The 15,421-nt window shown below is 55.0% G+C and carries 11 protein-coding genes; 6 read left to right on the forward strand and 5 right to left on the reverse strand.

Annotated elements, in window-relative coordinates; genetic code table 11:
• Positions 1 to 91 precede the first annotated feature (91 nt).
• Both QE270_RS02005 and QE270_RS02010 read left to right on the forward strand, forming a co-directional pair.
• Positions 92 to 3,238: an efflux RND transporter permease subunit gene (locus QE270_RS02005; protein WP_300034382.1), complete on the forward strand. Its 3,147-nt coding sequence runs from the start codon at positions 92 to 94 to the stop codon at positions 3,236 to 3,238.
• A 115-nt stretch (positions 3,239 to 3,353) separates the two neighbouring features.
• On the forward strand, positions 3,354 to 4,562 hold the full coding sequence (locus QE270_RS02010) for a DUF445 domain-containing protein (RefSeq protein WP_300034610.1): 1,209 nt from the start codon (positions 3,354 to 3,356) through the stop codon (positions 4,560 to 4,562).
• Here QE270_RS02010 and QE270_RS02015 read toward each other — a convergent pair.
• The 3 genes from QE270_RS02015 to QE270_RS02025 form a co-directional block, all read right to left on the reverse strand.
• The gene (locus QE270_RS02015) at positions 4,554 to 5,240 is read right to left on the reverse strand and encodes a 5'-methylthioadenosine/S-adenosylhomocysteine nucleosidase (protein WP_300034385.1); all 687 of its coding nucleotides are present in this window, start codon (positions 5,238 to 5,240) and stop codon (positions 4,554 to 4,556) included. The two genes, QE270_RS02010 and QE270_RS02015, sit on opposite strands and share 9 nt — an antisense overlap.
• A gap of 139 nt (positions 5,241 to 5,379) precedes the next feature.
• Entirely contained in the window at positions 5,380 to 6,213 is an 834-nt protein-coding gene (locus QE270_RS02020) for an alpha/beta fold hydrolase (protein ID WP_300034388.1), read from the reverse strand.
• A gap of 105 nt (positions 6,214 to 6,318) precedes the next feature.
• Complete coding sequence (locus QE270_RS02025; protein ID WP_300034391.1) at positions 6,319 to 8,076, reverse strand: alpha/beta fold hydrolase; 1,758 nt, start codon at positions 8,074 to 8,076, stop codon at positions 6,319 to 6,321.
• Between the two features lie 212 nt (positions 8,077 to 8,288).
• On the opposite strand from QE270_RS02025, the gene QE270_RS02030 reads away from it, so the two are divergent.
• The 4 genes from QE270_RS02030 to QE270_RS02045 all read left to right on the forward strand — a co-directional run bounded on the left by QE270_RS02030 (position 8,289) and on the right by QE270_RS02045 (position 11,350).
• Positions 8,289 to 8,750, forward strand: a complete 462-nt coding sequence (locus QE270_RS02030) for a hypothetical protein (protein WP_300034394.1) — start codon at positions 8,289 to 8,291, stop codon at positions 8,748 to 8,750.
• 5 nt (positions 8,751 to 8,755) lie between these two features.
• Positions 8,756 to 9,802 (forward strand): serine hydrolase, encoded by a 1,047-nt coding sequence (locus QE270_RS02035; RefSeq protein WP_300034397.1) that lies wholly within the window; start codon positions 8,756 to 8,758, stop codon positions 9,800 to 9,802.
• A 457-nt stretch (positions 9,803 to 10,259) separates the two neighbouring features.
• Entirely contained in the window at positions 10,260 to 10,817 is a 558-nt protein-coding gene (gene pnuC, locus QE270_RS02040; protein WP_300034400.1) for a nicotinamide riboside transporter PnuC, read from the forward strand.
• Positions 10,814 to 11,350 (forward strand): ATP-binding protein, encoded by a 537-nt coding sequence (locus QE270_RS02045; protein ID WP_300034405.1) that lies wholly within the window; start codon positions 10,814 to 10,816, stop codon positions 11,348 to 11,350. The genes pnuC and QE270_RS02045 overlap by 4 nt, the downstream gene beginning before the upstream one ends.
• 269 nt (positions 11,351 to 11,619) lie before the next feature.
• Here QE270_RS02045 and QE270_RS02050 read toward each other — a convergent pair whose 3' ends face one another.
• Positions 11,620 to 13,488, reverse strand: coding sequence for an ABC-F family ATP-binding cassette domain-containing protein (locus tag QE270_RS02050; protein ID WP_300034408.1), 1,869 nt, complete (start codon positions 13,486 to 13,488; stop codon positions 11,620 to 11,622).
• 93 nt (positions 13,489 to 13,581) lie between these two features.
• Positions 13,582 to 15,399, reverse strand: coding sequence for a translation elongation factor 4 (lepA, locus tag QE270_RS02055; RefSeq protein ID WP_300034411.1), 1,818 nt, complete (start codon positions 15,397 to 15,399; stop codon positions 13,582 to 13,584).
• Positions 15,400 to 15,421 lie beyond the last annotated feature (22 nt).

The following is a 15,421-nucleotide window of genomic DNA, read 5'->3' on the forward strand; positions in this document are numbered from 1 at the left end:
CTACGCTGGCGGCTTCCTAAATCCGGACGAAACGATCAATCCTAAGCTTCTGAAAAAGAAGTAACTTTTTGGGATATTCGGGACATAAAAAATGAATTTTAACAATATCTCTGCATGGTCCATCCGTAACCCGGTGGTGCCAATCGTCTTGTTCGTCGCGCTTACCCTGGCCGGGATCATGGCGTTCATAAATATGGACGTTCAGAATGATCCCGATATCGAATTTCCCGTTGTCGTTGTCTCCATTTCTCAACCGGGCGCTGCGCCTACCGAAATCACAACGCAGATTACGCAGAAGGTTGAATCTGCCATTCGCAGTATTCAAGGCGTTCGTAATATCGATGCTACCTCAACCGAGGGCAACACCACGATTAGCGCTGAATTTGAAATTGGCGATGACATCAACGCCGCGGTCAGTGAAGTAAAGAACGCCGTTGACCAGATCCGCAGCGATTTGCCCGATGGCATCTTGGAACCACAAATTTTCAAGGTTGCCACGTCCAGCGATCCAATCGCCTATTTCGCGGTTGAAGCGAGCGACATGACACTTGAGCAATTGAGCTGGTTCGTCGACGATAGCGTAGCCCGTCGCTTGCTTGCCGTCGAAGGCATGGCGTCGGTTAGCCGGAATGGCGGCGTAAACCGCGAAATTCGCGTCGTACTTGATCCTGCAAAAATGCAATCACTTGGTGTTAGCGCCAGCCAGATTAACGCTGTGCTCCGCCAGCAAAATATAAACGCGTCCGGCGGCCAATCGCAAATCGCCGGCTCACGTCAGTCTGTTCGCGTTCTCGGCAACGCGACCAACGCTTTTGAACTGAGCCAAACGCAAATTAGCCTCAGCGGCGGGCGTTCAATCAAATTGGCCGATGTGGCTGCAGTGACCGACGGATTCAGCGAGCAGAAATCGATGGCCTTTGCCGGCGGCAAACAAGTTGTCACGTTCGGCATGTCCCGCGCAAAGGGCGCGTCCGATGTCACTGTCTTTGATGATGCGATGGTCAAAATCGCGGAAATAAAAAAAGAGAATCCTGGTATTAACTTCATCACGCTATTCAACAGCGTCGATTATACCAAGGGCCAGTATAAAAGTTCGATGGCAGCGATGATTGAGGGCGCACTTCTTGCCATCGTTGTGGTTTTCCTGTTCCTGCGCGATTGGCGTGCGACGATTATATCGGCGATTGCTATCCCATTGTCGGCCATTCCAACTTTCTGGTTTTTGGACCTGATGGGCTTCACGCTGAACACCATGTCGCTGTTGGCGCTTGGTCTTGTAGCCGGGGTGCTGGTCGATGACGCCATTGTGGAGATTGAAAATATCGTCCGGCATATGCGGATGGGCAAATCCGCTTATCAGGCATCCATTGACGCGGCCGATGAGATTGGGCTTGCTGTGGTTGCGACCACATTTTCGATTGTCGCAGTGTTTTTGCCAGTTGGCCTGATGCCCGGGGTTGCGGGGCAGTTTTTTAAGAATTTTGGCCTGACCGTTGTCGCCTCTGTTCTGATGAGCCTTGCCGTGGCCAGAATGATCACGCCGATGATTGCGGCTTATTTCCTAAAATCCGATGGAATGGCCGAACATGGCGAGGCCAGTTGGATCGACCGATATATGAAGATTCTGCGTTGGTCACTTGGTCACCGCCGTTGGATGATGGGTATCGGCGCAGCAGCTTTGGCACTCACGGTGGCGTTGCTGGTTGTCCTGCCAAAACAGTTCTTCCCCGACGGGGATACCGATTTTAGCCGAGTCCGTATAGAAATGGTTCCGGGAACCACGTTGGAAAGCACGCGCGAAATCACCAGCGAGGCTGCTGCAATTATCGAAAAGCAGCCCGAGGTAGAAACGGCCTTGCAGAGCCTGCGCGAAGGCGGCGCCAGTATTTTCATCACCTTGAAAAAGGACAGGGCGCGGACCAGCCAACAGTTTGAGGAAGACCTCACGCCCTTTCTAACCAAAATCGCAGATGCCCGTGTGACATTTCAGGTTAACGGCCCCGGCGGCGGTGGCGGCGGTGGTTCCGGCCGTGATGTTTCGGTTATGCTATCAGGATCAGATCCAAAGATGCTCGACAAGACCGCGGCAACGCTGGTCGAACAAATGAAGGGTTTGCCCGAGCTGCGTGCGCCCCGTATCTCCGCGGATTTGCAGCGTCCTGAGTTGATTATAAAGCCGCGTAATGACATCGCGTCACAGCTTGGCGTATCAACCGTAGCGCTGAGCCAGACTATACGCATCGCAACGCTTGGTGATATTGACCAGAATAGCGCGAAATTCTCGCTGTCCGATCGTCAAATTCCGATCCGCGTAATGCTCGCGAGAGAGTCACGTCAAAGCCTTGATGTCATCCGAAACTTGCCAGTGCCATTGGCGACCGGCGGATCTGTGCCTTTGTCCCGCGTGGCTGACATCAGCTTTGGCGCAGGCCCAACATCAGTCCAGCGCCGTAACCAGAATTTCCGCACCTTTGTTGGTGCAGACTTTGCTCCTGGGGTGGTCGCGTCACAAGCAGACACGATAATTAACGCACTTCCCATCATGAAAAACCTACCAACTGGCGTGTCACGTGCACCCTTTGGTAGTCAGGAGTGGGAACTGGAAATGCAGCAGAACTTCCTGATTGCATTGGTTTCTGGAACCTTACTGGTGTTTGCGGTACTGGTTCTTCTTTACCACCGCTTTATGTCGCCTCTGGTAAACATGGGATCGCTCTTGCTAGCGCCGTTGGGCGGCTTGGTTGCGCTTGCACTGGTTGGTCAGCCGATTTCAATGCCTGTCTTCATCGGCATCTTAATGCTCTTTGGTATCGTGGCGAAAAACTCGATCCTGTTAATCGACTTTGCGATTGAGGAAATGGCGCGCGGCGTTCCAAAGTTTCAGGCGATTATGGAAGCTGGTCATAAGCGTGCCCAGCCAATCGTTATGACAACCGTTGCCATGACAGCTGGCATGGTCCCCACCGCGCTTTCGTTAGGCGGTGACGGCCAATGGCGCTCGCCCATGGGCACAGTCGTCATTGGCGGCCTTATCGTCTCGACGTTACTAACCTTGCTTATCGTCCCTGCCGGGTTCAGCCTGGCCGACGGATTTGAAAAGCGCGTTGGCCCATGGTTGCGTTCGCGGTTGCTAACCTATGATCCCACAAAGGATAAAGAGATAGTTGCGGAGCCCGCTAAGCCGACCGGCAATGCCCCCGGCAAAGGCGACTTGGGCGGACTTCAGCCGGCAGAGTGACGCTGTGCTTGGCAGCATGGCGCGCCTTGACTAAGGCAATGATGTGAAATCTGCCAATCAACTGGGCCTGTCGGAAAAAGTCCGTTACGCCGAACGCGACGCCGAACTGCGCCAAATGCGCATTATCGCAACGGCATTGCTGTTATGCATGGCGGCATTGTTTGTTTTCGGCAAGTATATGGAAACCCGTTACGACGGCTATTGGGGCTTTTTAAGGGCCTTTGCCGAGGCCGGGATGGTTGGTGGCCTAGCCGACTGGTTTGCCATCACAGCGCTCTTCAGGCACCCTTTAGGCATACCCATTCCGCACACCGCGATCATTCCGAATAACAAGGAACGGCTTGGCCGCACATTGGCCAGTTTCCTGCGCACCAATTTCCTAACAACCAAGGTCGTTGCCCGCCGCGTGCAGCGCATGGATGTGGCAGGCGCAATGGGCAAATTCCTCAGTGCCCCCTCAGGCGGCGAAGGTCGCATGCGCATGGGTGCATCGCGGCTGATGGGTGATATTTTCGCGGAGTTGGATGATGAACGCCTCGGCGGCGTTGCCAAGGGCGCAATACGCAAACAACTTGATAAGCTCGATATCGCGCCTTTGCTTGGGCAGCTGTTGAGCGCGATGATCCGCGAACGGCGGCATATCCCTGTGCTCGACAGTATCATCAAATGGGCTTCGGCAACGTTGGAGGCCAATGAACATCTCATCCGCGAAATGGTTGAGGAACGGGCCAACACGATCATGCGCTGGACGGGCCTTGACGAAAAACTGGCTAACGCCATCGTCAATGGCTTGAATAAGCTGCTGCATGAAATGGTCGAAGACCCGGACCATCCGTTGCGGGAAAAGGGCGAAGAAGGGCTTGCAAAGCTTGCCCACGACCTGCGTCATGACAAGGAATTGCAAGCCAAGGTCGCGCACTGGAAGGGACAATTGCTCGAAAACCCTGCGATGAGCAAATGGATCAACAGCCTGTGGGATCAAGGCCGCGATGGCCTGTTAAAGGCGGCGCGCAACCCAGACGCGGCGCTAGCGGGCAGCTTTGGCGATGCGCTGATTAAACTTGGTGGGACTTTGCAAGAAGACGCACGGCTCAAGCATCAAATCAACCGCTTTGCCCGCCGCGCCATTGTTGGCACGACCGAGAATTACGGCGACAATATCGTCAAGCTGGTGTCCGAAACCATTGCCCGCTGGGATGCATCCACCATTACGGATCGCGTGGAAAATGCGGTTGGCAGCGACCTTCAGTTCATCCGCATCAACGGCACTTTGGTAGGCGGCATGGCAGGCATCATCATCCATGCCGTGGGATTGTTAATTTAGCCCCTGCGGTAAATCGGCAATCATGCGCTGTGTTGCCTCTGCCGCCAATCGTGCAGCATATTTTAAATTGGCCTGAAAATCGCCAGCGCTATTGCCATTGGCATAATCGCTGACAGCCTTTATCGCGGCCCACGGAATGTCCATGCGCGAAGCTGCCTGTGCCACGGCGGCAGTTTCCATATCGACAATATCACCCCTCAACGCCTTATGCAGCCGTTCGCCATGGTCAGCGTTTTCCATAAAGCAATCACTGGTAATGACGCGCACCTTGGGTAGCCCCGTCTCCGGCATGATAGCGGCGTAGAAGGGTTCGGCATGCGCCTCGCCAATAGGCCACGCCCCTGCCCTATAATGCACAAAGCCGTCGGAGCGTGATGCGCCATAATCGCCCTGCACGGCCTCCACGATTTGGAAGCAAGCCCCGTCGCGGCCGTTCAATTTACCCGCCGTGCCAACAACAATCAAAAGGTCGGCGTGATAATGTTCAACCAGCATCATTGCGGCCATTGCCGCGTTTACCTTGCCAATGCCGCTGCACGTAATGGCAATGTTACGGTCCGCAAATTTTACCTGCCGCACCATAAAGCCGTGCAGCGCCTCAACATTTGCGCTTTGACCGGGGAACAGGGCAGCCGCTTCGGCATCCACGCCAGCAATAACACCAATAGACTTAAACATAATGCGACCACCCCTGTTTTGAATAAGATATTGTTCTAGCAGGTGAATTGCGAATTTATCGTGACAATGCAAAACTAAGGGAAAACGCGTTATTCCGACATTGTCCTATCGTTTGAGATATTCGAAAGACAGCCGGATATCAGGCGGCCTTTCGTGCCTTGCTCGCATCGCGATCAAGGAAGACCCGAATAGCCGTGATGCTCTCTTCAACATGGCTCAGCAGGAACAAATGCCCACCATTTTTCACCACGAACAATTCGCTGTTAGGGATCAGGAAATTTAAAAACTTGCCATTCGCCAGCGGCACAATCTGATCATCATCGCCCATCATGATCAATGTTTCAGTTTTCAAAAAAGGCAGTAATGGCGCGCTGGTCCATCCCATCATCGCCATCAACTGATAGAAATATCCGGTCTTCGACGGCGGCGTGATCCGGCCAATATGCTCCGACTTATTGCCCACCATACCGCCGTACAGCGTCTTGAAATGCTTCGCCATGAAGTCGGGGTCTATGTAACGCCGCGGGTCGGCCATTTTGACTAAAGCGGCAGGATTACCAGGTACCATCAACGTGCCTGCGCTGGTTGCGCACAGGATGAGTTTGTTGGTGCGCGCTGTATTCTGCAACGCAAATTGCTGCGCCATCGCCCCGCCCCAACTGACGCCCATCACGTCGACAACCGGCATCTCAAACCGATCAAGCAGCAACGCCGCAATCCGTGACATGAGGATCGCATTATACGGCACAACCGGATCTGGAGATCCGCCAATACCGGGCATATCAAAAGTGATAAAGTCACGGTCATCCAACAGTTCGGCCATCGGCGCCATCGCCTCAATATTTGCGCCGATACCGTTAAAGAACAATATCGGCAGATTATGCGTCGGTGCGCTGGCACGCCAAACCGCGACCCGCAATACGCGGCCATCAACGGTTTCCATGCTGAATGTCGGCGCGCGTTTTTTGGTCATATCTGTTCCTTTGCCGTGTCTATCGCGAGCGTTGCAGGCAGTCTAGCGGCTGGTCCCCTGCACGCAAGGAAGAAAGAGCCATGCCAAAACACCTGATCAAACGCGTCACTCCAAAACGTACAGGCCAGGTGCGGGGTCCATAGCTGGATGCTTTTTGCTCCCCTGCGTTGCAGGTGGAGCAACCTCTGCGCCGGAGCGGGCGTGGAGCCACTCCATCCAATATGGCCACCAGCTTCCGGCGACTTCTTCGGTGCCTTTCATCCATTCTATGACGTCGGCTGGGGTCTTGCCGTTCGAATGCTTCCAGTATTTCGCCTTGGGGTTGCCCGGCGGGTTAAGGATCGCTTGCATATGCCCTGCTTGGCTCAGGATGAATTCGACATTTTTGCTGCCGAACAATTGCGTCGAACGATAGCATGCGCGCCATGGCGTAATGTGGTCGGTTGTCCCGCCCAAAACGAACAAATCGCCCGTCACCTTGGTCAGGTCAAGCGTGTGTCCGGCAATGTCGAGCGCACTCGGCGCAGCATAGGCATTGGCCTCAAACAGCTCCAAGAAATCGCCCATCAACGCCGACGATAGGTTAGTCGCATCGGCATTCCAGAAAAGGATATCAAACGCCGGCGGATCATCGCCGAGCAGATAGTTGTTGATTACATAGTTCCAGATCAGGTCATTGGGCCGCAACCAAGCAAAGCCGCGCGCAAGGCTGCTGCCCTCAATCACGCCCTTTTTCGCGGCGCGTTGCCGTGCCAGCGCAATGCCATTGTGCGACACAAGGCTCGCCGCCTCAGTGTCGCCGGGCCTTGGTTCGAGAACACACACCATCATCGTAATGGCGTTAGCGCGCGTGTCACCCATCGACGCGAGTTTGGAGAGCAGCACCGACATCGTCTGCCCGCCGGAACAGCCGCCGGAAATATTGACCTTGTCGCTGCCGGTAATCTCACACACGACATCAAGTGCCTTGATGCAGCTTTCGATATATTCGGCCATGCCCCAAACGCCCATGTCGTGGGTGGGGTTACGCCATGAAATCATGAATGGCTGAATTCCGTGGTCGGTCTGCCATTTGATGATCGATTTTTCTGGCGACAGATCATTGATATACATTTTGTTGATCTGCGGCGGGATGGTCAGTTGCGGCGTTGCGAAAACCTTGTCAGTCGTGGGCGCATATTGGATGAGTTCAAAGCGTTCATCGCGATACACTACCGCACCCTTTGCGGTCGCAACATTTTCGCCAAGCTTGAACGGCTTTTTGTTGACCTGGCTCACCATCATATCGTTGTGGACCATGTCATTATATGCGTTTTTCAGGCCCTTCACGAGGCTTAGGCCACCGGAGTCTACCAGACGTTTCTGTGCGGTCGGGTTACCGATCAAGCTGTTCGTCGGCGACATCGCGTCGATGATGATCTGCGAAATGAAGTTTGCGCGGTCGCGCTCCAGCGCATCAAGATCCAAATCCTCGATATAGCTTTTGATCCCCTTTTGCACCGCGAGATAATATTGCGCGCCTGCCTTGAAAAACGGATTGAAGGTCCATGCCGGGTCCATGAAACGCTTGTCTTTGGGGTCAGGCGCAAGGTCGGACTTTCCAATCATGATCTTGACGACATCTTCGGAGAAGTTGGTTGTCGCCTTCCAAGCCTTATCGGGGTTGGTCGCGGTTTGGCGGAGCATTAGGCCAATTGCGCCAATGAAATCCTCCCGCGCCAAACCGGCGAGCGGGCCGAGTGCCATGGTGGCATCATTAGCTGCATCAAATGCCCCTGCGATCCTCGAAAAAGGCGCGCCTTTCTTTTGCGATTTCTTTTTGCCCGTTTTCGCGTTTCCGCCGGTTTCCGCCTTGCTCGCCATGGTCCTCTCCTTTGCCCTCATGCGGAGAATTACACGGCCCGACCATTTGGTCAAATACTCCTCGCAATGTGAACGATTGCAAATAAGCATATCTAAACTAGAGACAAGTCGCAGCATATCTTAAAGCAAGCGTGTAGGAGTAAGTTAATGCCATCCTTCGACGGTTCCAATGTCGCTGTCACCTATCAAAACAAGCCCAATGGCCATTACAAATGACAGCTAAGGTAAAGCAGCTTGAGGGCCTAGGACGGCTGCTGAAAGCCGCTGGTGTCAAGCCGGCACGGGCGGAGCAGATGATCCGTGAGCATCTGGACAGCATACAGGATGGCACGCAGCAGCGACATGCTGAAATCGTAAAAACGGTTCGCGCGCTAGAGGAAGAGTTGGCCGAATTGCGCCAGAGTCACAGCCTTTCCGTATCAGAAATCCACTTGACGACTGATCTTATTCACCATGAATTTGAAGCGAACAGCATTGTTGTTGTCCAAATGCTTCGCCACGCAAAGGCTTGGATAGCTATCATTGTTCTGATCCAGATCGCGATACTCTCCATCATGCTTGTGACCGCAGCCAGTAACACGCGCTGGCTCGATTTCGGCTCCACGCCAGTCACGGTAAAATCTCCGATGAAGGCTGGCATGCCAACCGCTGCCCCGGCTAAAACAAAAAGTTAGATATCATGCGCGGCTATATAAAGGCTATCGCCATCGCCCTGGGCGTATCGGCATTTACGGCAACAGCTTTAGCCGGTGACGCTTCACCCATTAAAGCGACCAATGCCATTGCTGCAGCCGATGCCAAGCTTCAGTCTGAAATTGATGCGCTCTGGAAGAAGTTTCCGGGCCGCGTTGGTATTGCTATCTATCCACCACTTTCCAAAGACATTATCGGGAAGCGACAGACCGAACGCTTTCCGCAGCAAAGCGTTTCCAAAATGTGGGTTGCGCTGACGATCTTGGAACAGGAGGCTGCGGGCAAATTGTCGCTGGATAAGCGCATCCAGGTCAGCGGCGGCGACGTAGTTGTCTTCAGCCAGCCTTTAAAACGTTATCTCGACGGTCGGGACTCATTCGAAATGCCCATACGCGAATTGCTCGCGCATTCCATCAATGCCAGCGACAATCTGGCCAACAACGTATTGTTGCGCGTTGCAGGGGGGCCACAATCGGTCAACCAGATGCTTGACCGACGCAAGGTGCAGTCCATTCGCTTCGGTCCGGGCGATGTCCTGCTGCAAAGCGCAATCGCTGGCGTTGAGTGGAAACCACAATACCGACAAGGCAATGCATTCAAGGCGCAGCGATCGCGTATTCCGATGGAAAAGCGTGAGGCAGCATTGGCGGCCTATCTGGAAACGCCCCTTGATGGCGCCGCGCCCGGGACTATTGTTCTGGTACTAAAGCGTTTCAGTGAACGTGGCCCCAATGACCCCGGTGCAAAATTGCTAAAGCTCATGGCAGGCACATACACCGGCAAATCCCGACTGCGCTCAGGGCTCGCCCCGCACTGGAGCCTCGCGCACAAAACGGGGACCGGCCAAGTCCTTGGTTCGACGTCGACCGCGATTAACGATGTAGGCGTAATGAAGGCACCGGATGGTTGCCTTTATCCGGTAGCTGTCATGATCGCGCAGACACGTTCCGATATGCAGGTGACGAACGGCCTGATGCAAAATGTTGCCCGCGCGATCATCCACCACCACAACGAAATTCACCCGAAGACATAAGCAACCTCAGTCATGCGGCGTCATTCCGTATATCTAAAAAACCAATAAAATCAGTATTCTGGGATACAAAACTGCATCGACGGTGTCAGCTTTCCCTCAACTGGCAACACACAAACCGGTTTAATTCTTCGAACAATATCGATGACTTTGTGGGAAAAGACCGTGGAATAGCAGTCGCGGACGATCGACACACATGTCGCATGGCTCCGCAAGAACCTGAAACTCGACCCGGCATGTGGCATTAGCCTCAGCGCGTTATAAGGCTTTGGATATACGTTGCAAGCCGATGTGCACGCAGTGAACCCCGCGCGCGAGCCACTGGCTATTTCTGCTTAGTTTAGAACTAATCGCAAGGGTCGCCCATGTCAGTTGGGTTAGAATTGCCGGATTTAGTCTTACTTAACCGCACTGATGCACGGCACTTGCGTCCCGCGACTGGGCCGCTAAATCACCGAGCATGAGCTTACTTGAAATCCTTGCCGTTCTGCTTGGCATTGCCAACATCTTATTGATTATTAAGCGATCGGTGTGGAATTTCCCCGTCGCGATAATCATGGTTTCGCTCTATTTCCTTATTTTTCGTGATGCCAAGCTGTACAGCGACGCAGGGCTACAGATATTTTTTTCGGTTGTGAATCTGTACGGTTGGTGGAGCTGGACGCGGAACAAGGCAGACAGCGGAGACATCATTGTCCGGCGCATTTCTGCTATGGGCTATGGCTTGTGGATATTGGGCGCTATTGCCGCGATTTGGGCATGGGGCGCCGTAATGCATGCTGAAACCGATGCCACCTATCCATATTGGGACGCGTCGGTCGCGATGCTCTCCATTGCTGGACAGATATTGATGGCGCGGCGCTTTGCAGAAAACTGGCATTTCTGGATCATCGTCAACCTGATTTCCATTCCGTTATATGCCATGAAGGAATTGTATCTCACCGCAGGCCTTTATGGGCTATTCCTGGTCCTAGCTGTTGCCGGACTGATCGCATGGCGCAAGGCGGAACAGAAATGAAGCGTATCTGCCTTCACGGCCCCGAAAGTACCGGAAAATCGACCTTGGGCACTCGGCTTGCGGCGGAACTGGGATGCGAAGTCGTACCCGAATATGGCCGCGCATATTGTGAGGCGCATGGCACAGACATTGGCAGACAAGAACTGATCCACATCGCGCAGACGCAAGACGCTATGAACCGCGCTGCCGCTGCGCGCGCAAGCGAACTGGGCGCTGGCTTTGTGCTGTTTGATACAGATCCACTCATCACCGCCGTCTGGGCGGACATGATGTTCGGCACAACGCCGGGTTATCTGCGCGACCGCTATTTCGACAGCTTCACAGGCTTTTCCGACCTCTATCTTTTGCTCGATATCGACATCCCCTTTGTAGATGATGGCCTTCGCGTCTATGCGCAACCTGCTGAACGACAGCAGTTTTTTGATTTGTGCACATTGGAACTCGTCAGAAATGATGTGCATTACGTCCGCATTCAGGGGCTCGGCGAAGCGCGCTTCGCGGCGGCAAAGGCCGCGATATTAGGGGCCCAATGAACCGAAATATGCTGCTTTCATATGCGCTTGGAATGATGCGCCTGCAAAGCCGTATCCTGATCTACGCACACGCGCGGAAAACTGTAACAGTTAGGTCGTAAAAGTGCAGAAGGGCTAAATCGGTTCAGACTACACCAGAACCGGCGATATTTGCATCCGTTTTGGATATAAATTAGCAATATAGGTGTGCGAGGCCGGCACCAATTTGCGAAGAGCTGCTGTGGCTGAAAATTACGCCGTTGAGAACCGTGAAATTGGAAGCTTGCGCCCTAAGAGACTTTCTCCAACGCCTCGCCCGCCGCAACCCAGCGAACCTCGGCGGCTTCCTGCGCGGCGATAATTTTGCCACGCCGTTGCGACAGTTCACCCATCGTCAGGTTCTTATACTCGTTTGCTGCCGACGCAGGATCGAACATCGCTCGGTCAATCGCACTCAACACAACCTCAAGCTTGGCCAAGTCAGCCTCGGCATCACTCACATCGCGCTTAAGCTTGGCTTGCGCCTCACGCGCGGCAGCCGCAGCTTTCTTGTCGTCCTTGCGGTCAGCCTTTGATACCTTCTCCTTCGCGGGTCCCTTGCCCAGAATGAAATCGGTATAATCCTCAATCGTGCCGGAAAATTCGGTCGCAGTGCCGCCATCGACGAGGACCAGCCGGTCTGCCGTCAGCTCAAGCATATGGCGGTCATGGCTGACCAGCACGACAGTGCCTTCATATTCATTCAGCGCCTGCACCAACGCCTCACGCGCATCGACATCCAAGTGGTTCGTTGGTTCATCGAGGATCAGCATATGCGGCGCATCGCGGGTAATCAGCGCCAGCGCGAGCCGCGCACGTTCGCCGCCTGACAATTTATCAACCTTCGTCGTCGCCTTTGCGCCCGAAAAGCCGAACCGCCCCAGTTGTGCGCGCACAGCGCCGGGGTTCGCACCCTTCATCTGATGAGTCATATGCTCAAGCGGCGTATCATCGCCGTCCAATTCCTCCACCTGATATTGCGTGAAATAGCCGACGCGCATTTTGCCGGAGGAATTCATCTGCCCTTCCATTGGCGTCAGTTGCGCGGCGAGTAATCGCGCCAGCGTCGTCTTTCCGTTCCCGTTGCGGCCCAGAAGTGCGATCCGGTCATCAGGATCAATCCGAAAGTTTAACCGCTCTAAAATCGGGTTGCCTTCGGTATAGCCGACACTCGCCAGATCCAACGTCACCAAAGGCGGTTTCAATTCGTCCGGGCTTGGAAAGTCAAAGCTCAACGTCGGATCTTCGGCCATTGCGGCAATCGGCTGCATCCGCGCCAGCGCCTTGGCTCTCGACTGCGCCTGCTTGGCGGTGGAGGCACGCGCCGAATTCCGCGCGACATAATCCTGTAGTTTGGCGCGTTGCACATCTTGGCTTGCCTTTGCCGCCGCCAGCTGCGCGGCACGCTCGGCACGTTGGCGCTCGAACGAGTCATAACCGCCGGAGTACAAAGTCACCTGCCCGCCCTCCAGATGCAGGATATGGTCAACGACGTTGTTTAACAGGTCGCGTTCATGGCTGATAACCACCATCATGGCGGGATAGCCCTTGAGGAAGTTTTCCAGCCACAAGGTCGCTTCCAAATCCAAGTGGTTCGACGGTTCATCCAGCAACAACAAATCCGGCTGCGAAAACAATAACGACGCCAGCGCCACGCGCATTTTCCAACCACCGGAGAAGCTATCGAGCGGCTTACCCTGCATGTCTTCGTCAAAGCCAAGGCCAACAAGGATACGCGACGCGCGCGCAGGCGCGGTGTAAGCGTCAATCGCGATCAGCCGTTCATGCACCTCGGCCATGCGGTCATGGTCAAGCCCCTCTTGCTCGCTTTCGATCATCAGCGCCGCACGCTCGGTATCCGCCGCCAGCACTTTGTCAAACGGCGTAGAATCCCCCGCAGGCGCCTCTTGCGCGATATAACCGATGCGCGTGCCCTTGGGCATCTCCAGGCTGCCCTCATCAGCCTCCAGCGAGCCAATCATCACCTTCATCAGCGTCGATTTGCCCGCACCATTGCGTCCGATTAGGCCGATACGGCTATAAGGAGGCAAGGCCGCCGTGGCGCGATCAAGGATAGTGCGTCCGCCAAGGCGCACGGTGATACCGTTCAGGTTAAGCATGCGCGCCGCCTAGCAGACCAAGCGCGCGCTGTCAGTCAGAGAATTGGAATTTATGTGCAGCCTTCCGCATTGTGGTGATGGAATTGGGAGGGCTTACTCCTCCCCCATCCGCAGCGCCGCGATAAACGCCTCCTGCGGAATGCTCACATTGCCATATTCCCGCATCCGCGCCTTGCCCTTTTTTTGCTTTTCCAGCAGCTTTTTCTTGCGGCTGATGTCGCCGCCATAGCATTTGGCGGTCACGTCCTTGCGCATCGCGGCGATGGTTTCGCGGGCGATCACTTTGCCGCCGATTGCCGCCTGAATGGGGATTTTGAACAGATGGCGCGGGATGAGGTCTTTTAGGCGTTCGCACATGCCGCGGCCTCGGGATTCTGCGGTGCCGCGGTGTACGATCATGCTGAGCGCATCGACCGCGTCGCCATTGACCATGATGCTCATCTTCACAAGGTCGCCTTCGCGGTGGCCGATCTGGTGATAATCGAACGAGGCATAACCGCGGCTGATGCTCTTCAGCCGGTCGTAAAAGTCGAACACAACCTCATTCAACGGCAATTCGTAGACGATCTGCGCCCGGCCGCCGACATAAGTCAGCTGCTTTTGAATGCCGCGCCGGTCCTGACACAGCTTCAAGATGCTGCCGAGATATTCATCGGGGCAATAAATCGTCGCCTCGATCCAAGGCTCCTGAATTTCGTCGATGCGGTTGACGTCGGGCATGTCGGCGGGGTTGTGCAGCTCCATACTGCGCGCATCCTCGGTCTTGCTGCGGCTGAGCTCCAGCTTATAGACCACCGAAGGCGCCGTGGTGATAAGGTCAAGGTCGAACTCGCGCGTCAGGCGCTCCTGAATGATCTCGAGATGGAGCAACCCAAGGAAGCCACAGCGAAAGCCAAAGCCCAAGGCGGCGCTGCTTTCGGTTTCGAAGCTGAACGAAGCGTCGTTAAGGCGCAGCTTGCTGATGCTTTCGCGCAGCTTTTCAAAGTCGGCGGCGTCGGTCGGGAACTGGCCGCAGAAAACGACCGGCTGCACTTCCTTAAACCCGGGGAGCGGTTCGGCGGCGGGGCGCTTGGCATCGGTGATCGTGTCGCCGACGCGGGTCTGCGCAACCTCCTTGATCTGCGCGGTGATGATGCCGACTTCGCCCGCGGCGATTTCGGAGAGGATCTCCAGCTTTGGCCGCATGCAGCCGACGCGGTCGACCAAATGCTTTGTGCCGGCGGCCATGAACTGAATTTCCTGACCCTTTTTGATCGAGCCGTCGATGACGCGGATCAGGATCACGACGCCCAGATAGGGGTCATACCATGAATCGACGAGCATGGCCTTCAACGGCGCGTTGCGGTCGCCCTTTGGCGGGGGGATGTGGGTGACTACCGCCTCAAGCACTTCGGCAATGCCGATGCCCGATTTCGCGCTGGTCAGGACCGCGTTGTCGACGGGCAAGCCAATGATTTCCTCAATCTCGGCCTTGACCTTGTCGACTTCGGCAGCGGGAAGGTCGATCTTGTTAATGACGGGCACGATTTCATGGTCATGCTCAATCGATTGGTACACGTTGGCGAGCGTCTGCGCCTCAACACCCTGCGCGGCGTCGACGACAAGCAACGCGCCTTCGCATGCGGCAAGGCTGCGGCTGACTTCATAGGCAAAGTCGACATGGCCGGGCGTGTCCATCAGGTTCAGCTGATAGGTGAGGCCGTCATTCGCGGTGTAATCCAGCCGCACCGTCTGCGCCTTGATCGTGATGCCGCGTTCTTTTTCAATGTCCATGTTATCAAGGACTTGGCTCGTCATCTCACGCGCGGTGAGCCCGCCGGTTTGTTGGATCAACCGATCGGCCAGCGTGGACTTCCCATGGTCAATGTGCGCGATAATGGAAAAATTACGGATGAGAGCAAGTTCAGTCATACCGCGCCCCTAGCAGGGCCGC

The organism is Sphingorhabdus sp. (assembly GCF_029865925.1).
In the GTDB taxonomy this organism is placed as follows: Bacteria; Pseudomonadota; Alphaproteobacteria; order Sphingomonadales; family Sphingomonadaceae; genus Sphingorhabdus_B.

Bases quoted from the DNA above. Each gene is read 5' to 3' on its own strand.
- QE270_RS02005 (WP_300034382.1), top strand. From the start codon at position 92: ATGAATTTTAACAATATCTCTGCATGGTCCATCCGTAACCCGGTGGTG.
- QE270_RS02010 (WP_300034610.1), top strand. From the start codon at position 3,354: ATGCGCATTATCGCAACGGCATTGCTGTTATGCATGGCGGCATTGTTT.
- QE270_RS02015 (WP_300034385.1), bottom strand. From the start codon at position 5,240: ATGTTTAAGTCTATTGGTGTTATTGCTGGCGTGGATGCCGAAGCGGCT.
- QE270_RS02020 (WP_300034388.1), bottom strand. From the start codon at position 6,213: ATGACCAAAAAACGCGCGCCGACATTCAGCATGGAAACCGTTGATGGC.
- QE270_RS02025 (WP_300034391.1), bottom strand. From the start codon at position 8,076: ATGGCGAGCAAGGCGGAAACCGGCGGAAACGCGAAAACGGGCAAAAAG.
- QE270_RS02030 (WP_300034394.1), top strand. From the start codon at position 8,289: ATGACAGCTAAGGTAAAGCAGCTTGAGGGCCTAGGACGGCTGCTGAAA.
- QE270_RS02035 (WP_300034397.1), top strand. From the start codon at position 8,756: ATGCGCGGCTATATAAAGGCTATCGCCATCGCCCTGGGCGTATCGGCA.
- pnuC (WP_300034400.1), top strand. From the start codon at position 10,260: ATGAGCTTACTTGAAATCCTTGCCGTTCTGCTTGGCATTGCCAACATC.
- QE270_RS02045 (WP_300034405.1), top strand. From the start codon at position 10,814: ATGAAGCGTATCTGCCTTCACGGCCCCGAAAGTACCGGAAAATCGACC.
- QE270_RS02050 (WP_300034408.1), bottom strand. From the start codon at position 13,488: ATGCTTAACCTGAACGGTATCACCGTGCGCCTTGGCGGACGCACTATC.
- lepA (WP_300034411.1), bottom strand. From the start codon at position 15,399: ATGACTGAACTTGCTCTCATCCGTAATTTTTCCATTATCGCGCACATT.